Genomic DNA, 22404 nt, shown 5'->3' on the forward strand with positions numbered 1-22404 from the left:
GGATCCCCCGGGCGTGAGTGGGGTGACGGTGCTCCGCCAGCTGAATGTGCGCCGGTAGAGCACCGTCTGTTGCTCGGCGGGCATCACTGCCAGTTGACTACGATGCGGTTCAACGGGGTGTCGAGAGCGAAGCGGCCGGAGCGCGGCTCCATGGCGGGGGCTTCGAGAGGGTGGATCTCGAACGTGGGCTCGAGACCCCGGTATTCGTGGTCCCACGTGCGGATGGCATCGGCGACTCTGACGGCCAGTTCCTCGCTGCCGGGGCCATGGCCGAACACGCCGAACTCCCAGAGCTTGCCGCCTTCCGGGGTCCTCTGCTCGGACAAGCGCCTTGCCAAGTAGGTGACCGCGCCCTTGTCGACGGCCGCGGTCGACGAGGGGTAGGGGTCGTCGGCGAGCAGCCCGCCCTTGGCACTCTGAGGGAACAGCATCCGGATCAGGCCGGAGGGAAGGGAGCAGGTGACGAACAGCTCCATCCATTCCGGTGACTCCATGGCGCGGACCGTCACACCGGTCCACTCCTCGGTACGCGGCTGGTTGAGGACTCCGGCGAGAGCAGATGTGTCGATGTTCTGCCCGGCAGATGCCTGGAGCCGTACGCTGCCGTCCGCGCTGAGGGGGATGACTCGGCGGTTGTCGTCGGCGATGCCCCGACGAAGCGGCATGAAAGTGTTCATCTCACTGCCGAGGGACACCCATCGGCCTCCGCGCTTCTCGTAGGCGATGGAACGGGAAACGCTGCCCTTGAGTCGCTGGGGGACGAGGAGCCGACCGCCGGGCGCGAGTTGTCGCAGCCAGGCGTGCGGTACGCCGTGCGCCCCCACGGTGGCGATGATCCGGTCGTACGGCGCTCCTTCCGCGTAGCCGAGGGCGCCGTCCCTGGTCACGGCTTCGACGTTGGTGATCCCGGCGGCGGCCAGATGCACGCGGGCACCTTCCACCAGGTCGTCATCGACGTCGAGCGTGGTGACGTGTCCGCTGTCGCCGACCAGGTGGGCGAGCAGGGCCGCGTTGTAGCCGGTGCCGGCCCCGAGTTCGAGGATGCGCTCGCCCGGCTGGGCGTCGAGCTGGTCCAGCATGAGCGCGACAACTCCTGGCTGGGAAGCGCAGGAGATCGAAGTCCCGTCGGTGTCGTATTTGATGTGCACCGGCGCGTCGGCGTAGGCGTCTTCGAGCGGCGCCTCGGGCACGAACACGTGGCGTGGCACGGTCCGCAGCGCGGTCTCGACGGCGCTCGTGCGTACGTGCCCGTCAGCGCGAAGCCGGTCGACCAGGGCGTCACGGAGCCTGTCGGCGTGTGCCGCGGGAGTGGTCATCGTGTCGTTGTTCACAGCGGTGACGCTATCGATCTCGGTCCTGGGCCCGTCGGACGACGGGGTGTTGTCACTCGTTTCCATGACTACCCTTCTGGCGATGGTGGACAGGGCGTTCTGGTCGTCACGGAGGAGACCGGCCCGGTTGGCGTGGAAGATGACGTGGTGAGCGAGGACGGCTCGAAGGCCACGGGTAAGGGCGCCGCGGTGGGCAAGGTCGGCGAGCGCGGCTCCCGCACCTTCGAAGGAGTCCACCCATGCGTCGTGTCCGTGGAGCGGGCCGTTCGAACGGCAGAGGCTGCGGGCGTCGGCGAGCATCAGCCGGCGTAGTGGCGGGACCAGTTCGGCGGCCCGTTCGGGTGGTAGTGGGGTGGCGGCCGGCCGGAGGGCGGCCACCTTTGCCCACACGTCACCCTGCTCGTACCAGTCGAGTCGCGCACCGCGCATCATCGCGCTCACCAGCAGGACGGCGGTCTCCCGACGCCCCAGGTGCTCCGGGCTCGGCTGGTAGGTGAGCAGATGGCGGGAGTCGCGGTGGAACAGTTCGTGGGCGGCGTCCATGGCGTTCGGACCACCGAAGGCATCCGCTTCGGGCTCATAGACGCAGGGCAGCCACGAGACGGACGCACCTTCGCCGACGAGATTGCTCAACAGTGATTCGATGATCGAGGAAGGCTCTTCGGCGAGGTATCTCAGCGGCCAGGGCTGCTTGTTCATGAACCACCAGGTGCGGAGCTGCCCGCCTTGTTCGGCCGCGAGAAGAGCCGGGCCGAGACGCTCGGTAATAACACGTTGAGCACGCTCACGATCGGCGAAGGTGATGTTGTGCTGCTGCCACTGGTCGGGAGGCACAGGAGGATCCTTCGATCGGAGATCAGGCGATGACGAGGCAGGCGTCCCAGGCGGACTGCGGCGGAATGGAGGTACTGGGTCCGATGACCGCCAGCGCCGTACCGGCGGCGCCATCCAGGAAACCGGGGCCCCGGTCGGCGTCCTGCACCAGCGCCACGGCGGCGAGTTCGGAATCTGTGTCCGGCGGGCAGATCGCGGCCAGGAGTGCCTGGCTCGCGGCGCGGAGTTGATTCACGGTCGACGGATGGGCATCGTCGGCTGTGCGAGCGGCAACGTGGGCGAGACCGGCAAAGCCGTGGCACAGCCCGTTGTCCGTCGTGGCTTTCAGTTGCCCTGGATCGGTGAGGGCCGCGACGAGCGCGTTCTCGGCGCCGACCTGACGACCGGTGTCTCCGAGAGCAAGCGCGGCAAGTTGCTGGGCTCGGGCGAGACCGGCGGTGCCGTAGCACCAGGACGGCCGTCGGGACGGGGGCGGGGTGAGGCTGCCGGTACGCAACTCGTCGCGGGTGATCCAGTACAGCCAGGTCGGTCCGCGGTGGGTTTCCTCGCGCCAGCGATCCAGCCACCTCAGGATGGTTCGCAGTGCCGTTCGGTGTCCCTCAACAACAACGCCTTGCCGTGCAGCGAGGGCCAGAAGCGCAAGCACGCCCCCGACGCCGTGTGCCATGCCGGTGTTGGCGTGCCCACCAGGAAATCGCTCGTCCGGACCGCCCGAGGGTCCGCTCTCCGTCCACCAGCCCGGCAGTGTCTCGTCGTAAGGGGTGATCGGTTCGGTGAGACGTACGCAGTAGTCGAGAACCGCGCTCGTCACGCGGCTGCCGGGGTGGCACCGCAGGAGGTAGACACCGTATCCGGCGAGACCCCGCACGGCGTCGAACTCGGCGAGTTCCGGCAGGCGCCCGGTATCAATACGACGGTGTGCGGCATCGAGACGGCGCCGGACGTCTACCGCGATCTGTCGGTCCACCATGCTCAGGGCACGCTGGTAGGAACCTGGCCGGTGATCGGCGGCACAGGCCAGGGCATGAGCGAAGGCGGGTGCCCCGTAGAAGGGATAACTGTCGGGGCCGCCGGTGAGCGGACGGCAGGAGGCGGCGGAGAGCCAATCGTGGGCCGGCTGCCAAGGCCCGAGCCCGCTCGCAGCTCGTTCGATGTGCAGGAGTGCGATGCCGGGCGGGCCGTAGGCGAGGTGCTGCTGGTATGCGGAAGCTGACCCGCGGCCGAGGGACACTGTCTTGGGATCCGTGAGTTGGAAGGCGATCGCGTCGACCAATTCCTGCGCGGGATGGGTGGTCACGACGCGCTCCCCGCGGCTCGGGCAATCCAGGCCAGAGCGGCGGCGCGCGCCAGGTAGAGACAGACCTCTTCCTCCGGGAAGTTCACCGCGACGTGTCGCACGAAGTGGACGTGCAGAAGGGAAGTCAGGACGTCATCGACGCTGATGCCTCGGGTGTCCGGGCCCGGCAGGTGCGACCGGTACACGGCAAGGGCAGTATCCCGGTCTGCCCATCCCGACACGATCGCGTCTCCGCCCGGGACGCCACGTAGGGCCGCCCAGTTGTCCCGGGGATCTGCGAGCCGCACAGCCTCGGTGAAGTGCGGTCGTGGAACAGACGTGGGAGCCGTCGGCCGGACGTGGTCGATCAGCCACCGCATCGCGGCTTCGGTACCGCCGAGAAACGCGGCGACCACGGCGACCGTGTGAGCCGCTACCAGGGTGCGGGGAGCGGGGCGCTGCGGTTGCGCGAGCTGGACCAGGATGGCGCTGGAGTCCGTACGGAACACTTCTTCGGCCGCTTCCCATGCGGTGCCGGATCCCCAGCGGCCCATCTCTCGGTACGAGGTGGGGTACTTGAGATCGGCCAACAGGCCGACGCTCCGCAGTTCGTCGGCCCACGCGCTCACCGTACGGACCGTCATGGCGAAGGCTCCCGGGTCGGAAACGGCAATGCGCAGGCGGAGGTGCTGGCCAGGGTCGCGGAAGCGGATGAACCACCACGGTGGGTTGCCCAGCCGTTCGAGGAGGTCGGGCAAGTGCCGCGAGAGCAGGACGTCTTGGCGACGGGGGTCTCCGTACACTGCGGCCAGAAGGACCGAAGAAGAGGCAGGGGTCTGGATCTGGTCCGGAGAAAGGCTGCGGGCCTGGGTGGGAGCGGGGAGGGACGGCCATGCCGGCGGACGGCTCGCCTTGAGAGGCACCACGACCTCGTGGGCACGGCCGTCGCACCACCCGTACGCCTCCGGTTCCGGGGCCTCGACGAGCACCGCCAGGCGCCTACGGTCGAAATGTCGGCGCAGCAGCGTCCGGTGGCCGGCCTCATCAAGGTCGAGGAAGAGGCGCCGGTCGTCCTCGACGAGGTGGACTCGGCTCGGCACCCTTCGTCGGGCCCGCCAGTCGGTGAGCGCCGCATCCCATTCGGCCCGGGGGCTGGCGCCACCGGGCATCTCGGGTTCCTCCAGCCGCCAGCGTGCAGGGGCCAGCACCGTGCGCCCGTGTCGCAGGCGTGGAAGGAACGGCATCGCTGTCGCGGCGCCCCAGTCGAACATGGTCACCTGCGCGTACTGAGCGCGAGACAGCTCGGTGAGGAAGCGCGCCAGCGGCGGGGTGTGGGTGTGCGGGTTCAGTGCGTTCATGCCGACCGCCTCGACACGGTGACCTCGCTCGGGGGCGGCGAGATACATGCGGCGGCCGTCGCACCCCAGCGCCAGGTCGCCCGGGGTGAGGACGGCGTCGTCAGGGGCTCGGTGCTCCTGGAGGCTGATGAGGGTGGGTACGACCTGCGGGGTACGGGTGACGTGCGCGCTCTCGGGTAACAGCGGCGGGAAAGAGAGCTGCGCGGGGACGGTGTTGCTGTCCGCAGCTGGGAGATCGACCAGTTCCGCGGCCAGGGCGTCGGAGTCTGCGGGGGCCAGGATCCTGAGAAAGCGGCCGGTCGATACGCCGGCGCCCCGGGACACGCTCACCACCTCCAGCCGGAACAGGCCACGCTGCAAGTCCCCCGGGCCACCCGCGTACACCCGCACCCCCATCTCCATGTGTGGCGGTGTCCGCGGCTCGTCGGGCCCGATGTCCAGTGCCGCGACGAGTTCGTCCGTGAGGACCACCTCGTCGCGACCGTCGAGCGCGGCGGTCTGGGCCAGCCGTACAAGGGTGTCGTCGCGAGCGGAAGTACGCGGGCGACGCGCGTCGGCCGAGGTGCCCAGGTAGCTGTCGGGATAACCGGCGCCGCTGTCGGCCACCGCTTCCTGGAGCGGCACCATCGTGCCGATGCCGTAACGCTCATAGAACCGCTGGTGGTACTCATGCCACGCCGCTGTCCCGTATGGGCGGGGGCTCAGCCGGGTCAGGACAAAAGCGGCGCGTGCGATCTCGCGTGCGACTTCGTCCGGCAGAACGATCTGCGCGTCCAGGCGCAGGTCGAGCGCGACGGGATGGCGGTGCAGGTCAGACGCAAGGGCTCGCATCCGGGCTACGACGGGTTCCCGGCCGCCGCGCATGGCCCACTTCTCAAGGCCGGCCCGGACCACACGTAGCTCGCGTACGGTCTCCGCGACCGAAGCCAGATGTCCGGCGTCGACCGCGTCGAGCTGGTCGAGCAGATGTCCGAGGGCGTCGGTCTCGGTGCTCGGCGCGTGCAGACTCGTGATCAGCACCCGCCGCCGGATCAACTCCCCGAGTAAGCGTTTCATTTTCTCCGGGCCGGCCTCGGGGAACTCCGGCCCCAGCTTGTCCACGAGCGCGCTGACCTGAAGGGGAGCCCGCGTCGCGGCCAGGACGGAACGCACCGGTTCGGTCAGGGCGAGGGACGCTTCGACCGCACGAGTCCGGGTGGCTTGGGCGTCGGACTGGAACGGCACGATGAGCCGGTCTCCCCTGCTCGTCACGGTGTTGTTCGCGACGACAGGCAACCGGTCGAGCAGGACCGGACAGGACTCCAATCGCTCGATCACGGCAGCCAACCACTCTGCCCCCGCGCGGGCGACGGCCACGTGCCGCGTACCCCAGGTTGAACGCGCCTGCGGGCCGAACGCCGCGGTGGCCACTCCTGCGAAAAGGCCAAAGGGTGTTGCCCGGTGCTGTGACCGCAGCAGATAGCGGGCGACGGACAGCGCCGCGCGCCGCGTGTCCCGTGCGGAGGGTTTTTCGGTCGCGCACGAGGTTCGTACCTGCATGGCCAGGGCAGGGCTGGAGTGTCTCAGCGCCTCGGCGACGTCCTCGTTCGCCCAGACCGCGCGCAGCCACGTCACGCAGGCTGCCGAGCCGCTGGGCGAGCGGTCGTCGAGGTCAGGAATCGGAAGAATCGACAGCGTCGGCAGGGTGACGGCGCGCAGGAGAGCGGTTGTGCCGGTTCGGAACGCATCGGGCGGAGCACCCACCGACTACCTCCGTAGGACGAGAGAACGGGAGGCTGGTGCCGCACGCCGTAGCGCCGCGGCACCAGCCGGGAGACCTGAGGTACGGGTCAGGCGACGTTGGTGGTGCAGGCACCGCAGGTGCTGCCGCAGCCGTCGTCGGTCAGGTTGACCAGACCCGCCGGGTCGGCGATCTCGACGAGAGTGACGTCCAGGTCGAAGCCGTCCGATGCCTCGGGGCTTTGCTGGGGTGCCTGGACAGAGCTGAGAACTACGGTGCTTCGTGTCATTCCTGTCAACTCCTCATAGGTGGGGGAGGCTTGCTGTGCCCGCAGAGGCAATCGGCGGGCATCGCGGCGCCGACCAACAACCAGGTAACTCCGGTTGGCTGTGCATCGGTTAGGACAATCACCGAGCCTTCCCACCGGATGACCTAGGGCGATTTGACCTTCTCATTACCTGGAGAATGAGTGACGTGAGAGCTACCGTGCGTGGATGGACATCGCGCGCAACACCACTCTTGCGGTGTGGATGACCGAACACGGCTACAGCTCCAACAGCCTTGCTGACGCGGTGAACAGGGCCTTGGAGCACCTGACCGGCCGAGCCGGCGGGCTCGACGGCTCGTCGGTCCGGGCTTGGAAGGCAGGCCGGGTGACGTGGCCGAAGTCGGCGACCCGCAGAGCACTTGAGGACATCTCTGGCCTGCCCGCCACGGCTTTAGGGTTCGTGCCACGGAGCCGGACTCCGTCCACCCCGGCCGCGCCGCAGCAGGAGGACTTCGACATGAAGCGCCGTACCCTCGTCGGCGGCATCGCCGCGGCTGCCGCCGCGGCAGCGGCCGCTCCCGGCACCGCAACGCGCCGTGTCGGCATGAGCGATGTCGACCGACTACAGCGGCGCTTCGCCGAGATCATCGCCAGCGACCACCGCCACGGCGGACAACTCGGCATCGAGCAGCAGGCCGCCGCCCTCGCCGACGAGGCTCTGAACCTCCAGCACGTGGGCAGTGCTTCGCAGCGTGTACGCGGCAGCCTCTACGCCTCCGCCGCCGCGTTCCGCTCCTCGGCCATGTGGGCCGCCATCGACGGCCGCCGCTACGACGTCGCGAAGGCGCACATGCGTGAGGCCCAGTCCCTCGCCGAGATGTCCGGCGACCAGGCGATCAAGTTCCGCATCTGGAGTCACGCGGGAACCATGTACCGGCACATGGGCCGACCTGCCGACGCGATCGCTGCCAACGACGTCGCCCGCAACCTGCACCTCACCCGCCGCGACCCCCTGTTCGCGTCCCTCGGCCTGGCCCGACAGGGGGCCATCCAGGGCACCGCGCAGGACCGCGCCGGCACCCGCCGTACGTTCGACCAGGCGCAGGAAGCGATGCTGCGCGCCGACCCCGCCGACTACCGGCCGGTGTGGATGCGCGCCTTCTACGACCAGGCCGAACTGGACTCTCTGGCTCTCTCCGCGCACTTGGCGCTCGGCGACCACCCGACCGCCGAGTTCCACGCCCACCGCTGCCTGTCCGCGCTGCGACCCCACATGGTTCGCTCCCGGGCCATCGCCACAACCCGCCTCGCCCACGCCCAGCTCGCACAGGGCGCCCCCGACGCCGCCACGGCCACCGCGATGAAGGTCCCCACCGACGCCGCCACCCGTCACCCCCGCGTGGCACGCATGCTGCAAGAGTTCGGAGCCGCGCTGCGCGCCACCGCCCCGGGCAGTTCCACCGTGCACACGTGGAACGAGCACGCCGCCCTCTGGAGGACTCCCGCATGACCACTGCACCCGCCATCGAACTCCGCACGTTCACCACGCTCGACACCGTTCGCCGCGATCTCATCGACGTGTACGCCGACGTACGAGCCCCACTCCTCCACCTGCCGAACTACGCGGTCACCGCCTTCGGCGAACGCCTGGACCGCCACGGCACCGAACCCGGCTTCGTAGCCGTACTCGCATACGCGGACGACCACCCGGTCGGCTACGCCTACGGCACCACCATCGAGCACGGCAACCGCTACTGGCACCGCACCACCCCCGCGCCGGCGGCGCGGTATACCGAGCGTCCGGCCGTAGCCCTCAAGGAAATCGGCGTCCGATCGCCCTGGCGAAAGACAGGCACCGCCATCCGCATCCACGACACCTTCCTGACCACCCGAGACGAACCCTTCGTCACGCTCATGGTCAACCCGGCCGCAGGCGACGGAAAGGTCCACGCGCTCTACCGGACGTGGGGCTACGAGGACATCGGCCAAAGCCAACCGTCACCAGCCTCGCCGGTCCTCACCGTGATGATTCGCGCCAGCCACTGATCAGCCCAAAGACTCTACCGCCCGAGAACATGGTCGAGCGGCGGAACAACGAAGTAAGCCGTTGTCGCAAGCGGGGCAGTGCAGACTGGATGCCGTGACGATACCCGCCGTCCAAGGGCTGGAGCAGCTTCAGCGCGCCGTCCTGGACGACACCGCCTCTGTTGCGGCCGCCCTGTGCCTCATGCTCGCTGGCTACGGCCCCACGCGGAGCTGCGTGCCTGGGCGCTGAAGGAGTCGGAAGGGTACGCAACGACAGATGAGCTGCCCCGTACCGCAAGGTGCCAGCAGCACTCGAAGTCGCGGTGGATCTCAGCCTTCGCGCCGACAGCAAAGGGGATGCCATGGCAATGCTCTTCGGCACGCTGCTCATTCGTCGTCTGAACTCGTCGAACAGTGAACGGAGGACGAGAGCGGAGACACGGTTGGGGGTTTCCGGTCCACGCAGAGCGATGGACAATTCCCCATCCGGCGGAGCTCAAGTTGACGCAGCTGTCAACGAAGTGGAAGTCCCCTTGCCTGCTGCTGAGTTCGATGAGCGGGTGGATCTGGTCTTTCGGACTCCGAAGCGTGGGCGCGATCAGCTGCTCGCCAAGGGGTTGTGCGAGCAGCAAGGTTGGGCGATCCGACCGGCCGGGGAGCAGGAGGATCCCGGACGGCCGGAGAACCAAGCTGCATACGTCGTAGAAGTGCGAATTCCCGGCTCGCGCAGGGGCGCTGAAACTGGCGCCCGCCAGCGTCTCCTGGAGGTTGTGGGCAAGCATGTGCCTGTGACCATCGTAGGGGGGTCTCTCGTCCGTGCCCAGGCGACTGAGCCGTTGGTGACATGGCGCGTCTTTCGGGAGCCCCATTGGCGGAGCAGACGGGGCCTCGGCTGGTTGGCCTCGCTGCGTACCCAGTCAGGGCTCGCTGACGAGCAGCGCACCATCGGCGTTGCTCCATCCGTTGAAGAAGCGGCGGTCCGCGAACTACTCGGTCGACAGCGGCTCGGAGGTTTCGAGTTTGACGAGTCGTGCCACGGCGTGCGCAAGAGCGTGGGACCCAAAGCCAATGAGACGGGGGAGGACGGAAATCCGTGGTGGCACGGCCGTCAAGGGGTAGCACTCCGCCTTGCCGTGGCATCCCTGCTCATCTTCTACGGCTGGTTTGCGTACGACCGTTCCTTGCTCGGCCAACTGGTCATGTTCGCGCCACTCGCCGTCGCAGCGTGGTTCGTCGGCAACTGGTACATGAGCAATCAGCGGCGCCCTTGGCCCTTGCGCTGGGCAGCCGGGACATTGATCCTCGCCAGCACCGCAATACCCGGATACATGTGGCACCAACAGAACCCCTACGGCGTCGCCGCGCAGATCAGAAGTGTTCTGCTCACGTTCGCCGGTCTGGCTCTGTTGTGGTACATACCCCGGGGGTGCTGGTTCGCCATTCGCCAGACCTGGATCAGCAGGCACGCCGCCGGCCTACTCACCGTGCTCGTCCTGCCCCTGCCGTGGGTGCTGCCGTTCGTCGGCTCATTCTTGCAGTTCCTGTATGTGGAGGATGCTTTTGGAATCCCCACCGACTCGGTTTCCGCCCCCGTCTATTGGACCGGGGCAGCCGCACTGCTCCCCACGCTCGGCTGTGTAGGTCTGCTCCTGCCGCCTCTGGCCCTCTACGGCTGGGCGCGCCACTTCCACTGGGCCTGGGAGAGGAGCATTGTGAGCGTCGTGTCCGCGAGTGCCGCCGTCGTGCTCGTCGTCACTGGAGGAGTTGCGTTCATGAGCCAGACCTCCGAAGCGGCCCACCGCGCCGCGCGTGATGTAGTGAACGCGACCGCACCGGCCTCCTACTTCGGCATCCAGGGCAAACGCATGTGCGTACAGCCGCTCACAGGCAAGCTCTCCGTGCACAACGGGCCGCTCCCGACCAATCGTCCGCTGCTCGCTTTCAGCACAGATGGCGATGTCCTCTACCTGTGGGACCCGGTGCGCGCCCGGGAACGTGGCGGACCTGATCCCGTAATGTCGGTGCACTCGGCGGAGGTCTCGACATACGCAGTAAGCGACGGTGAGAGCCGCTGCCCGGAGCGGGCATGAGGCGCAACAAACAGAACTCCAGAGCACCGACGGAAAACACACTGGCAAGACGAACGAAATTGCGTGCTCAACGCCTGAGCGGACGCAAAACACCAGCCGTCACGAGCAGCATTGGATGACACGCCGGAAAGTGCCGACATGCAAGGACAGCACCATCCGGCACTCATGAGCATGCTCGGTCGGATTCCGTTCCTCCCCCGGAACAGGGGCCGTGACGGATCCGCTCGACCGCTCCGGCGAGCCAACTCCTGCGCGGCATCGGAGAATCCACGACGGGCCATGCGTCGTCCGGCTTCGGAAGCCGGGATCGACTGATCAGGGTGTCGGGGTGTGCTGGTCGCGCAGGGCCTGTTCCACCGCTTCCTGGACGCGGGCGTCCTCGCGGAGTTTTCTGTTCGCTCGGTGGCGGCGGGTCAGGTGGAGGGTCGTCAGGAGGAGGGCGATCAGGGCCGCGGCCAGGAGGAGGAGCGGCCAGGGGATGGACCAGGCGTGGGCCGTGGCCTCCGTTGGTTTCAGGGAGGTCTTGGAGCCTGAGGCGTCCGTCAGGACCGGGGTGAGCGTCACCGTTGCCTTCAGGCGGATCGCCGAGGCCACTCCGTGGACCGGGACCTTCACCTTCCAGGTTTCCCCCGGGAGCAGTTCCGGGGGTGCGGGGATGCGGGTCGCGTCCGTTCGCAGCCAGTTGAAGGGGCCCGCTATCGCCACCGACTGACGCGCCGACAGGATCGCGTTGCCCGTGTTGTGGATCGTGTACGTGACCGTCGCGTCGCCCTTGGTGAAGGGGTTCGCCGGGGTCGAGTGGTCCAGGTGGACGTCCTCGACGGCGAGTTGGGGTTTGAGTGTGCCGCCCACCCGGAGCTTGACCTTAATTCCCAGGCGTCTGTCCACGTTGATGCCCTCCGCGTCGTCCGGCTGCTTGAGCGACGTGAGGATGCCGCCCACGTAGTCGCCGGGCGGGGCGTTGGCGGGGATCTTCGCCGTGAAGGGGAGTTGGGCCGACTTGCCCGGCTTGATCGTGACGGTGGCCCGGGTCGCGTGGATCCAGGCGCCCACCCCCACCGACTTCTTGTCCCGCGTCAGCAGGTCGAGTTGACCCGTGTCCGTCGTGAAGCCGTCGGCCGTGTAGACCGCGAGGTCGAGCGGGGTCCTGCCGTGGTTGGCCACCACCATGGCGTCCTTGAGCTGCCCGCCCGGGTTGACGGCGTAGCTGAAGCTGGACCGGTCGTCGCCGTAGCTGTTCGCGGCCGTCCTGACCGTCCAGGTGACGTCGCCGTCGGCCGCAGACGCCGACCCGGTGGACCCGGTGGGCAGGCCGAGAGCGATGACGAGCGCGGTCAGCAGAGTGGTGGCCGCGGTGCGGATACGGGGGGTGGTACGAGCGGTACGGACGGGCGCGTGCATCGTGAGGTTCTCCTGGAACGGGAGGCGGGGCAGGCGCCGGAGGGCGCCTGCCCCGCCCGGTCGAACGGGTCCGGTCAGCTGGTCAACGCGAGGTCAGCCGGTCGTCAGCGCGACGTCAGCTGCTCAGCGCGGTGATCGTCAGCGTGGCGCGGTAGCCACCCTTCTGAACGCTGTCCGGGATCTTCAGGTCGAGGTCGGCGCCCAGTCGCGCCGAACCCCGCGGGTGCCCCTGCTCGGCCGAACCGAGGCCGCGCGCGATGGACAGACCCTTGCCGTGGTCGTCGTACCCGGAAGCCACCGGGTCGCTGGCCTTGGCGCCGGCGCCGCCGTCGAGGACCATCGGCGACCAACCGAGGTTGGCACCCGAGAACGTCTTGTCGGCGTCCTTGAAGTCGCTCACGCTGGCCGACACCGACCAGGGAGCGAGCGAGCGGCGGCTGTCCGAGACGAGCAGCGGGTTGATCTTGCCGGCCGCCTCGAAGTGGTCGCCGTTCCGCTCCTGCGCGGTGCCGAGGTCCACCAGGCCGTTGTAACCGTCGATCGTCCAGCCGAACTCACCCGGAGCGACGTTCGGCACGTTGACCGCGAGCGACTGGCTGTCGCCGTGGTACGGGTGCACGCTGACCTTGTCGACCAGCGAACCGACGGGCTGGTCGGTCGTGGTGTTGTTGCACCACGAGCCGCGCGAGACCGCCGAGTTGGGAGCGGCGCAGGTACCGCTGCGGACGTTCTCGACCACGAGCTTGTCGTTGCGCACCTGCACCTTGACGTAGGTGCGGACGTGCTCCTGGTTCTGGACCGAGTTGTACCAGTAGCTGTCCGGGTTCAGCGGGTCGGCGCCGTTGCCGGCCCCGCTCGTCCCGCTGGTGTCCGGCTTCGTGATGTCGTAGTACTTCGAGCCCGAGGACGAGTTGCCCGTGACGTACAGGACACCGCCGGGACCCGGGTACACGTCGGCGGCACCGGGCTTCTCGGCCGGGTCCGCCTTCTCACCGTTCTTGATCAGGTAGCTGCGGGAGTAGCTGTGGTCGTGGCCCTGGAGGACCAGGTCCACGCCGAGCTTGGAGAACGTGGTCGGGAAGTCGACACGCCGCGCCTTGTTGTCGCTGTCCTTGGCGTGGTCGGCCGGCGAGTAGATGGAGTGGTGGTACGTGAGCACCTTCCACTTCGCCTCGGAGCCGTGCTTGTTGATGACGTCGGTGACGTACGCGAGGTGCGCCGCGTCACCGCCGCCGCCCTGCGAGGTGGCGTAGCTGTTGCTGTTGAGGTCGATGAACAGCACATCCTTGTAGATGTACCAGTAGTCACCGCCGGACGTGTTGGACGCCGGGTTCCCGTTGGAGTACAGCGGGGCCGAGCGGTCCGTGTTCGGCGTCGAGAAGTGCTGCTCGTACGCCTTGCCTCCGACGTCGTGGTTGCCGATGGTGGCCGCCCACGGGTAAGAGCGCAGCTTGTCGGGTGCCAGGAAGGAGTTCCACTGGGACTCGTTGTTCGCGGTCTCGACCTGGTCACCGCCCGACACCAGGAGTTCGGCGTTCGGGTTGGCCGACGTCGCGACGTCCACCGTGTCCTGCCAGCCGGCCTGGTCCTGCGCCAGGTCGCCGGACGAACCGATCTGCGGGTCGCCGAAGAACAGGAAGTCGTAGTCGCCTTCGAAGTCCTGCGTCTTGAAGGAGTACGCCGGGGACCAGTTGCCCTCGGAGCCGACACGGTACGTGTACGCCGTGTCCTCCTTCAGGCTCGTGATCGTCGCGTGCCGGTTGAACCCACCGCTCGTGGCGATGTTCGCCGCGCCGGTGGCGTCGAAGGTGGCCGCGCCGGCGGGGAATTCGCCGTTGACGAGCTCCGCGGTCGGGGCGACCTGGAGCTTCTGCGCCGTGTCGGCGGAGGAGTACCACGTCACGGTGCGCTGGGTCTCGTTCGCGCCCACACCGAGGATGATGCCGGAGAGCGTGGCCGGTTCGGCGGCGGCGGCAGGGGACGCCATCCCGCTGCCGAGAGCGACGGTCAAGCCCAGGACTGCCGCGGTGACCCCGGTGGCCACGCGGCGCCGCACAAGCCCGGAGGCCTGTGTCGAGGTGCTCAATTTCATCGGTTCTTCGTTCCTTTATGTGCACGGGGGGGTGCATGTAATGACGTTGTTAAGGTCTCTCCACAGAGTGAACCGGCCGAGAATGCGATGGTGGGATTGGCTGAACTTCGCCGCTCGTACGGGCAGTCCGCCCCGTACGCCCACTCCGTCCCGGGTTCAAACCCCCAACAACCGCTCCACGCACCAGATCAGGCCCATCGCGGACACCCCCGCCGATATCGCCCCGGTCACCCACAGCCCCGCCCTCGGCGCCCGGTGCCGCAACAGCGTCAGCAGCGGGAAGACGAGCGCGATGATCGTCAGCTGTACGGTCTCGATGCCGACGTTGAACACCAGCAGCGACCACAACAGCGTCCACGACCACGCCTCGTCGATCCCCAGCGCGCCCGCGAACCCCAGCCCGTGCACCAGCCCGAAGCAGAACACCACCCCCAGGCGGGTCCACCCCGCGCGGTCCAGGCTGAAGTGACCGCGCCCCTCCGTCTCCAGGTCCGCCGCGTGACCGCCCTGCCGCCAGATCCGCCACAGGTACCACCCCGCGACCACCGCGATCGACAGCGCGATGACGGGCTCCACGACCCGCGCGGGCACGTCGACCAGGCCGAGCGCGGCGAGCAGGAACGTCACCGAGTGGGCCAGGGTGAAACTGGTCGCCGCGAGCACGATCTCCCGCAGCCGCCGCGACCCGGCGATCAGCGCCAGCAGGAACAGGATGTGGTCGATGCCGCTCAGCAGGTGCTCGGCGCCCAGGCGGAAGAACTCCCAGAACCGCTCGTACCACGCCTGCCCGGTCGAGAAGGACGGGTGCTCGGCGTCGATCGCCGCGCTGCCCGACCGGCCGTCGAGGTCGTACGTGACGATCGTCTTCGTACCGGTGACGTACTTCTCGGAGTCGGGGAACAGCCCGCCCCGCACCTCGTGCGCGTCGCTCCGCTCCGGGCAGGTCCAGTCGAGCAGCAGATCGGTGTACGGAACGCCCTCGTGCCGGCTCATCGTGAAGGGGCCGACCCGGGCCGGCGTACAGGCCTGGCCGCCGGAGGCGACCGAGAAGCGCCGGGTGACGTACGCGACGGCCGCCTTCGCGTGGGCGTTGAGCGCCGCGCCCTGCCGGGCGGTGTCACCGGCGTCGAACGCGGCTGTTCCGGTACGGAAGAGGGCGTCGTCGTCCTCGAAGTCGGCGGTGGACACGACGAAGAGGTCGTATTCGAGCTTGAGCTTCGTCCGTACATGACCGTCGTCGCCCGCGGCGACGTCGACGTACACGGTCGACGAGAAGCCGTGGGCGGACGCCGGCGGTGCGGTGCCCAGGAAAACGATCAGCGCCGCGGTGATCCCGATGATGACGCGGCGCACCCGTGGTGACATGTGACTCCTTCAGGTTGCGTGTGCACGCTGCATGTCGGGGATGAACACGAACCGGCCCGGCGGCGAACCGTGGAAAAACATGCGTGAGAACGACACCTGCGGAGGAAGCGGACGGGAAATCTGATAGGAGGATGTAGGCGCACCATCCGCCATCACTCGGAGGACGATCCCCTTGCGCCCCCACCTTCGGGCCCTCGCCGCGTCGGCCGCGACCGCCGCCACGGCCGTCCTGGCCGCCGGATGCGGCTTCGGCCTCGGCTCCATATCGGGCTCCGGCTCCGACGACTGGTCGCGGCCGCATCCCGCGCCCTCGGCGGTCGGCGCTCTCGGCCGGGACTTCGCGGCCGCCTCGCCCGCCCCGGAGGCGACCGTCACGCCACGGCCCGGCTCGTGGAACGACGTTCACCCGTCCGAGGACTACCGGGTGGTCCTGCTCACCACGGGGGACGACCGCCCGACCAAGGCCCTGGTGAAGGCGGTCCAGGACTGGGCCGGGGACGAGGACGTCGACCTCAGGACCGTGGTCGCCGACCGCCCCTCCGACTACATCCCCAGCATCACCAAGGCCATGGACATGGCCCCGGACCTGATCGTCAGCGCGGGCAACGACCTGGTGGACCCGCTCGCGATGGTCACCCCCAACCACCTGTCCCAGCCGTTCCTCGTGGTGGGCGCGGAGTTGGCCGAACCGACGGGCAATGTCACGGCGGTCGACTGGTCCGGCGCGTCCTTCCGCGGGGAGGGGCTCGGCGCGTCCTCGACGTACGACCCGGCGTCGTTCACGGCGGCGCGGTGCGCGGCGGCGATCAGGGCGGGGGTCGCGGCGGTGCTCAACGACCTGACGGGGATCGTGATCTGGCTGGACCAGCACTGAGGGCGGCGGTCCGGCGAAGGACCGTCGGCGTTCGGCGGGATGAAAAGACCGTCAGCGTTCGGCCGGATCGAAGGCCGTCAGCGCTCGGCGGGATCACGGGACATTACGGGACCCGAACACCCGAGGCTCCAGCAGGTCCAGCGCCTCCTCCCACCGGAAGGCGTCCTCGGCGCCGCTCTCCCCGGACGGGTGGGGCGCGAGGGCGCTGATCAGCACCCCCATCTCGCGGAGTTGACCGAGGCTCCGGTGGTACGCGGGGTGCGCGGCCAGATCCGCGTTCACGTACGGCAGTACGGCCGTGGGCACGCCCGTTCCGTACGCCTCGCACAGCGTCCCCAGCGCCAGCGTGTCCGAGATGCCCGCCGCCCACTTGTTCACCGTGTTGAACGTGGCCGGCGCCACCGCGATCGCGTCCGGCGGCGGCAGCGGGCGCGGTTCCCCGGGACGCCTCCACGCCGACCGCACCGGAAAGCCGGTCCGCTCCACCACCGCGTCGGCGTCGATGAAGCCGAGCCCCTGGGGCGTGGCGATCACCCCGACCGCCCAACCCCGCGCGTGCGCGGCGCTGATCAGCGTACCCACACCGCCCGCGACGCCCGCCGCGCAGACGACGACGTACAGGAACGGCTTCTCGGACCGAACTGTCATCAATGCTCCAGAGTGGGGATCACGGCGGGCCCGAACCGTTCAGCCAGAACGCGCCGTACAGCGCGGCGACCGTCGTCATCACGGTCAGGGTGAGGTACGTGACCCACGGGCGGGAGCGGGCCAGCACGACCGCCAGGGGCAGGAGGAGGGGGAACGCGGGGAGCAGGAGCCGGGGTTTGGAACCGAAGTAGCCCGCCGCGCCCACCGCCAGGAGCGTGACCACCGCGCTGTAGACCACGAGCGCGGGCGGCTGGAACTGGCGCAGGCCGATCCAGTGCGGCCACGCCGCCAGGAGAAGAAGGGCGACGAGGAGTACGGCGGCGAGCGCGGCGGACGGGGTGCCCGTGATGCCGTCCGCCAGGAAGCGGGCGAACGCCAGGCCGCCGTCGAAGCCGTTCCCCCACCCGGACTGCACGTCCAGGTAGCCGAAGAGACTCCCCTGCCGGGCGCCCACCCAGAGGATGAACCCCACCGCCCCCAGCGGCGCGAGGGCGCAACCGGCGAGGATCCGTACCGTCGGCCGCGCGGTGCGCGCGCCGAGCGCCGCCGTCACGATCAGCGCCGCGCTCACCGCGAGACCCACCGGCCGGGTCAGCCCCGCGAGGCACGCCAGGGAACCCGCCACGATCCAACGCCCGGTGAGCACCGCGTACAGCGCCCACGCGGCGAGCGCGACGAACAGGGACTCGCTGTACGCCATCGACTGGACGATCCCGACGGGCAGCGCCGCCCACAGGCCGACCAGGACGATGCCCGCCCCGCGGCCGTAACAGTGCGCGGCGACCGCGAAGACGCCCCAGGCGGCGGCCACCGAGGCCAGGGCGCTGATCAGCAGGCCGGCGTCGGCGGGGCCGAGGGGCAGGACCGTGGAGAGCGCCTTCTCCAGCCACGGGTAGAGGGGGAAGAAGGCCATGCTGGACAGGTTCCGGCCGTCCGGCGCGTGCAGGGTGTAGCCGTAGCCGAGGTCGGCGACCCGTACGTACCAGAGGGAGTCCCAGCGCCGCGCGAGCAGGTCGTGGGCGCTCCGGCCGGCGAGCTGCGACCAGACGAGCAGGGTGGCGAAGCAGAGGACGCGGATCGTCACGAACAGCGCGAGGGCGGGGGCGGCCTGGCGGGGGCTGGGGCGGGGCGGGAGGAGGGGTGGGTCGCCGAGGTCGCTCGGGGGGCGGAGGGAGATCAGCGGCACGGCACCATTCTCCGGGGGGGCGGGGGCGGGTGGCCGGGCGGGGGCCCGGGCCGGCTCAGCCTAGGGGGTGTACCCCGGCCGTACCCCCGCGTCAGAGCCGCGGCTCGTCCCACTCCGTGACGTCCACCAGGTCCCCCAGCGCGAGCTTGCCGGGCCGCAGCACCGCGTACTTGGTGCCGAACGCGACCCCGCCCACCGTCGCCCTGCGGTACAGCGCGAGCGTCCGCAGCGGCTCGGGCCCGACGCGTACGCCCGTCGGCTGGTCGACCAGGGTGACCGCGCACCGGATGGCGAGCTTGGTGAAGCCCAGTTCCGTGTCGCCTATGGTCAGCCGGCGGAAACCGTCCTCGTGGTGCGGTACGGAGACGTCGCCCGTCCCGGCCCCGGCCTCCGGCGCCCGGTCGTCGTCGATGACGATGTTCGGGCGGAAGCGGGACATGGGGAGCGGCGTTCCACCGCCCTCCGTGATGCGCGCGTTGAGCGCGGTGAGCGACGCGCGCGATATGAGGTGTACGGCTCCGCTGTCGGCGAAGCCACAGGTGCCGGGGGTCAGCCCGTCGGTCGCCCTGGTGTGGTCGGGCGGTACGCGCACGAGCCGGCTGGGCGCGCCCAGGACGCGGGTGAGCCAGCGGGCGGCCGCCTCGCCCTGGTCGACGGCGCGGTAGGGCGTACCGAACATCTCGACGTCGACGGGCGGGGACGTACGGTCGACGTCGACGCACAGGTCCTCGACGCCCAGGTCCGCGACGGGCAGGTCCTCGACGCGCAGGTCCGCCACGTGCGGATCCGCGACGCCCGGGTCCCCGACGCCCCGTACCCCCAGCGTCAGTTGGTCACCGCTCGCGCCGATCCCCGGCCGTATCACCGCCAGTCGCGGATCGCGCCGCTGGCTGCGGAACACCCCGTCCCCGTCGACCACCATGAAACAGCGGTCGTGGGCGAGCCCCGCCTCGGTCATCAGCGCCTCGGTCAGCTCCACACCGGCGCATCCCTTGACGGGGTACGTAGTCAACTCCACGACTCGGGCCACCCGGCCAGGCTAGGGCCTGTGCGGGGTCCGGACGCCCTCGGTTCCGAACTTCACCGCCGCACGGCTCACCGCTGCCGTACCAGAGGCACCGACTCGCAGCCGCGCAGCCGCGCGTCTCTGCGGGCCCGGCCTGCCGACTGCCCGCTGCCCACCACCCGGCCGTCGACCACCGCGAGCCAGTCGCCCGGGGACAGGTCCGCCCGCAGCGCGTCCGTGCCGGTCGGTTCGAGGGCCTGGAGCAGTGCCGGGTCGGGGTCCCGGGGGATGTCGACCGCCGCCGGACGCGGAGTTCCCGCGCGCCACTCGGCGGTGGTCCGCTCGCCCGACCTGGCGCGTGACCAGAACACGTGCTGGAGCACGATCAGCGGTCCCAGCGCGGTGAGGAGCGGGAACGCCCCCGTCAGCACGCCCAGGCCGAACAGCAGGCTGACGCCCGCCGACACCGCCACGCCGACCCCGGCCGCGAGAAGGCCGGCGGCCCGGCCGAACGCCTTGAGCGCCACCAGCGGGAAGAGCACCAGGAGCAGCAGGTCGCCCAGGCCGAGGGCCACCGGCGGCCTGCCCTGGGTGACCGCCAGCAGCGGGGCGAACGGCAGTCCCATGACCTGGGCCGCGAACCGGTCCATGAGGGAGGTGAGTCCGGTCGCCACCAGGTCGTAACAGCAGAGGACGCCCGCGAACCACGCCGCGTGGAGGGAGCGCATCCCGCTCTGCGCCCACATGTTGGCCACGCCCACCACGGCGACGGCGAGCAGGATGTCGGTCAGGACCGTCACGGCGACCGGCAGGTCCGCGAACGCGCACACGGCGGTGGCGGCCACGGGGACCACCGAGGCGAGCCAGGCCCGCCCGCCGCCGATGAGCGGCGCGAGGGTGAACTGGAGCGCCGCGCACAGGACCAGGCCGAAGACGACGGCCACCAGGGTGCGGGGCATGGACAGATACGCCAGCGGAGCCACCACCACGACGGCGGTCATCACGGCGACGTCGGGTAGTTCGTACTTGCCGACCGGGGGGCGGGGCATCCGTACGCGTGTGAAGTAGACGGCACCCGCCGCCGTGATCGCGGCGACCGCTCCGTTGAGGCCCACGAGGGCGGCGGCCGTACTCACGCGGGGCTCGCGACGCGTGCGGCGGCGGGGCGGGCCGACTCGAAGGTGTGCTCGCGCAGATCGGCGCGGACCGGGCCGGTCGGCGGCAGCGTCGCCGGATCGTCGTGGAGCACGATGGCGTCCAGCGCGAGGCCGGCCGCCGTGGCCCGCTCCTCCAGCCTGCCGAGGAGGGCGGCGGCGGGCAGCCGGCGGACGAGGACGTGAAGGACGGTGCTGCCCGGGCGGTCGGCCCGCGGGCCGTCGGCCCCTGCGCGGTTGGCCCCCATGCTGTCTGCCCCCGCGCTGTCTGCCCCCGCGCGGCCGGCTCCCGGGCCGTCGGCCAGGGCATAGCGCGCCGGCAGCGGGACGTCCGGTTCCGACTCCAGCAGGTTCAGCACCGACCGGGTGGGTACGGCGACGCTCCGCGGACCCGACCAGCGGCCGAGTACGGGCGAGGTCGCGGGCAAGTGGGCCAGCTCGCAGGTGGGTTCGGCGTCAGGGCGCGCGACCAGGTCGCCGGTCGCGTACCGCAGCAGCAGCGTGCAGTCCCGGTACGGGACGTACGGCGTCTGCACGATGACGCCGACGGACCCGGGCGGCGTGGGCTCGTGGGTCACGGGGTCGAGGATCTCCAGGTGCCCGAACTCGGTGGTGTGGTGCAGATGTCCCTCGGTGCACGGCGTCCCGCCCGACGGGATGCTCTCGGTCATCATGTACGCCGTGGTGATCCTGGCCCCCAGCGCGGCGGCGGCCCGCTCCCGCAGCGGGTCGGAGAGCACCTCACCGCCGACGCCGATGGATTCGAGGCCGAAGTCCGACGCGTGCCAGCCGTTCCGCTCCGCCTCCTCGACGAGGGCGGCGAGGTAGGACGCGGAGACCGTGAGGTGCGTGATCTGCGGGGCCTTGCCCGGCAGGCCGAGCGGGGCGGCCAGCCGGTCGAGCGCCACGGCCGGGTCCACGGTGCCGATCTGGACGAAGGAGGCGCCGATACGGGTCACCGACTCCTCCACGTTGAGCAGCGGCAGGGTCGCCCGGGAGCAGCCCGCGTACGCCAGGGTGTGGCGGGGCCGCAGGCCCATGCCGAGCACGGCGGAGACGGTACTCATGGCGACCGAGATCTCCACCTCGTCCCGGGAGAACCAGACGGCGGTGGGCGTGCCGCTGGTCCCGGTGGTGAGCGCCATCAGGGCGGGGGTGGAGGCGGCGGACACGAAGGCGGCGGGCAGCGCGCGCAGGGCCTCTTTGGGGGTGACCGGGACGCGGTCCCAGGTCTCCGGAGTGAGGGTGGCCGGGTCAAGTCCCAGGACGTCGAACGTCCGCCGGTAGTGGGCGGTGTGCCGGGCGGCGGTCACGGCGGTGGCCCGCAGGCTGCGTTCCGTGACGGTCCGTCGTACGGCGGGGTCGACCGAGCCCGCCTGGCCGGGCAGCAGGGCCGAGTCCGCGCCCGGTTCGCCGAACTCGGCGAGGGTCGCGATCAGGTCGTGGGCGATGCGTTCTATGTCCTGCGGGCGGATGCGGCGGTTGGTGAGGACCGCCATGCCGTACCGGAGCTGACTGAGGGCGGTGCCGAACACGGGGCCTCCTGTTGCCTGGACCGGGTCTTTCCTCCCGGTCCAGGCCGGGGCCGAACGTCAGACCATGCTGGCGAACATGGCCGCGGTGAGTGTGCTGAACGCGTACTTGACGTAGTGCTTGACCATGATGGATCTCCCTTGTTCGGCGCCGTCCGGGGACGGCTGGGCTCCTGGTGGTGCACTCCCGACCGGGGGCGGTCGTTCGATGAACGCGACCTTAGGGGACGTCAGTTGACTGATC

16 protein-coding genes are annotated in these 22404 nt (G+C 69.9%); 4 read left to right on the forward strand and 12 right to left on the reverse strand.

Translation table 11 applies throughout. The features are described from left to right. Positions 1-83: 83 nt before the first annotated feature. The 4 genes from fxlM to ACIODU_RS22300 form a co-directional block, all read right to left on the reverse strand. On the reverse strand, positions 84-2165 hold the full coding sequence (gene fxlM / locus ACIODU_RS22285; RefSeq protein WP_401769599.1) for a methyltransferase, FxLD system: 2082 nt from the start codon (positions 2163-2165) through the stop codon (positions 84-86). A 22-nt stretch (positions 2166-2187) separates the two neighbouring features. Beyond that, complete coding sequence (locus tag ACIODU_RS22290; RefSeq protein ID WP_401769600.1) at positions 2188-3462, reverse strand: lanthionine synthetase C family protein; 1275 nt, start codon at positions 3460-3462, stop codon at positions 2188-2190. After that, positions 3459-6413, reverse strand: coding sequence for a lantibiotic dehydratase (locus ACIODU_RS22295; protein WP_401769645.1), 2955 nt, complete (start codon positions 6411-6413; stop codon positions 3459-3461). The genes ACIODU_RS22290 and ACIODU_RS22295 overlap by 4 nt, the downstream gene beginning before the upstream one ends. A gap of 215 nt (positions 6414-6628) precedes the next feature. After that, entirely contained in the window at positions 6629-6808 is a 180-nt protein-coding gene (locus ACIODU_RS22300; protein WP_401769601.1) for an FxLD family lanthipeptide, read from the reverse strand. 205 nt (positions 6809-7013) lie between these two features. On the opposite strand from ACIODU_RS22300, the gene ACIODU_RS22305 reads away from it, so the two are divergent. The 3 genes from ACIODU_RS22305 (at position 7014) to ACIODU_RS22315 (ending at position 10902) form a co-directional block, all read left to right on the forward strand. Further along, positions 7014-8297: an XRE family transcriptional regulator gene (locus ACIODU_RS22305; protein WP_401769602.1), complete on the forward strand. Its 1284-nt coding sequence runs from the start codon at positions 7014-7016 to the stop codon at positions 8295-8297. Further along, complete coding sequence (locus ACIODU_RS22310) at positions 8294-8833, forward strand: GNAT family N-acetyltransferase (protein ID WP_401769603.1); 540 nt, start codon at positions 8294-8296, stop codon at positions 8831-8833. The genes ACIODU_RS22305 and ACIODU_RS22310 overlap by 4 nt, the downstream gene beginning before the upstream one ends. 341 nt (positions 8834-9174) lie before the next feature. Beyond that, positions 9175-10902, forward strand: a complete 1728-nt coding sequence (locus ACIODU_RS22315) for a hypothetical protein (protein ID WP_401769604.1) — start codon at positions 9175-9177, stop codon at positions 10900-10902. A gap of 315 nt (positions 10903-11217) precedes the next feature. Here the strand turns inward: ACIODU_RS22315 and ACIODU_RS22320 are convergent, their stop codons facing one another. The 3 genes from ACIODU_RS22320 to ACIODU_RS22330 all read right to left on the reverse strand — a co-directional run bounded on the left by ACIODU_RS22320 (position 11218) and on the right by ACIODU_RS22330 (position 15760). Next, a complete protein-coding gene (locus ACIODU_RS22320) occupies positions 11218-12303 on the reverse strand; it encodes a WxL protein peptidoglycan domain-containing protein (protein WP_401769605.1) in 1086 nt (361 codons plus the stop codon). 115 nt (positions 12304-12418) lie between these two features. Next, the gene (locus ACIODU_RS22325; protein WP_401769606.1) at positions 12419-14395 is read right to left on the reverse strand and encodes a fibronectin type III domain-containing protein; all 1977 of its coding nucleotides are present in this window, start codon (positions 14393-14395) and stop codon (positions 12419-12421) included. A gap of 156 nt (positions 14396-14551) precedes the next feature. Beyond that, on the reverse strand, positions 14552-15760 hold the full coding sequence (locus tag ACIODU_RS22330; RefSeq protein WP_401769607.1) for a HupE/UreJ family protein: 1209 nt from the start codon (positions 15758-15760) through the stop codon (positions 14552-14554). A 172-nt stretch (positions 15761-15932) separates the two neighbouring features. Here ACIODU_RS22330 and ACIODU_RS22335 point away from each other — a divergent pair, with 172 nt between their 5' ends. Continuing rightward, positions 15933-16634 carry a hypothetical protein gene (locus ACIODU_RS22335; RefSeq protein WP_401769608.1) on the forward strand — a complete coding sequence of 234 codons (702 nt, stop codon included), beginning with the start codon at positions 15933-15935 and terminating at the stop codon, positions 16632-16634. A 93-nt stretch (positions 16635-16727) separates the two neighbouring features. Here ACIODU_RS22335 and ACIODU_RS22340 read toward each other — a convergent pair whose 3' ends face one another. From ACIODU_RS22340 to ACIODU_RS22360, 5 genes are all read right to left on the reverse strand, one after another. After that, complete coding sequence (locus ACIODU_RS22340) at positions 16728-17282, reverse strand: flavoprotein (protein WP_401769609.1); 555 nt, start codon at positions 17280-17282, stop codon at positions 16728-16730. A gap of 19 nt (positions 17283-17301) precedes the next feature. Further along, positions 17302-18468 carry a hypothetical protein gene (locus tag ACIODU_RS22345; protein WP_401769610.1) on the reverse strand — a complete coding sequence of 389 codons (1167 nt, stop codon included), beginning with the start codon at positions 18466-18468 and terminating at the stop codon, positions 17302-17304. 91 nt (positions 18469-18559) lie between these two features. Then, positions 18560-19498: an MOSC domain-containing protein gene (locus ACIODU_RS22350; protein WP_401769611.1), complete on the reverse strand. Its 939-nt coding sequence runs from the start codon at positions 19496-19498 to the stop codon at positions 18560-18562. A gap of 65 nt (positions 19499-19563) precedes the next feature. After that, positions 19564-20610 carry a hypothetical protein gene (locus ACIODU_RS22355; protein WP_401769612.1) on the reverse strand — a complete coding sequence of 349 codons (1047 nt, stop codon included), beginning with the start codon at positions 20608-20610 and terminating at the stop codon, positions 19564-19566. After that, positions 20607-22163 (reverse strand): phenylacetate--CoA ligase family protein, encoded by a 1557-nt coding sequence (locus tag ACIODU_RS22360; protein ID WP_401769613.1) that lies wholly within the window; start codon positions 22161-22163, stop codon positions 20607-20609. Before ACIODU_RS22360 ends, ACIODU_RS22355 begins: the two co-directional genes overlap by 4 nt. Positions 22164-22404: the final 241 nt, after the last annotated feature.

It is taken from the genome of Streptomyces sp. NPDC088261, assembly GCF_044740805.1.
GTDB lineage: Bacteria > Actinomycetota > Actinomycetes > Streptomycetales > Streptomycetaceae > Streptomyces.

Bases quoted from the DNA above. Each gene is read 5' to 3' on its own strand.
- ACIODU_RS22300 (WP_401769601.1), bottom strand. From the start codon at position 6,808: ATGACACGAAGCACCGTAGTTCTCAGCTCTGTCCAGGCACCCCAGCAA.
- ACIODU_RS22305 (WP_401769602.1), top strand. From the start codon at position 7,014: ATGGACATCGCGCGCAACACCACTCTTGCGGTGTGGATGACCGAACAC.
- ACIODU_RS22310 (WP_401769603.1), top strand. From the start codon at position 8,294: ATGACCACTGCACCCGCCATCGAACTCCGCACGTTCACCACGCTCGAC.
- ACIODU_RS22315 (WP_401769604.1), top strand. From the start codon at position 9,175: ATGGCAATGCTCTTCGGCACGCTGCTCATTCGTCGTCTGAACTCGTCG.
- ACIODU_RS22320 (WP_401769605.1), bottom strand. From the start codon at position 12,303: ATGCACGCGCCCGTCCGTACCGCTCGTACCACCCCCCGTATCCGCACC.
- ACIODU_RS22325 (WP_401769606.1), bottom strand. From the start codon at position 14,395: ATGAAATTGAGCACCTCGACACAGGCCTCCGGGCTTGTGCGGCGCCGC.
- ACIODU_RS22330 (WP_401769607.1), bottom strand. From the start codon at position 15,760: ATGTCACCACGGGTGCGCCGCGTCATCATCGGGATCACCGCGGCGCTG.
- ACIODU_RS22340 (WP_401769609.1), bottom strand. From the start codon at position 17,282: ATGACAGTTCGGTCCGAGAAGCCGTTCCTGTACGTCGTCGTCTGCGCG.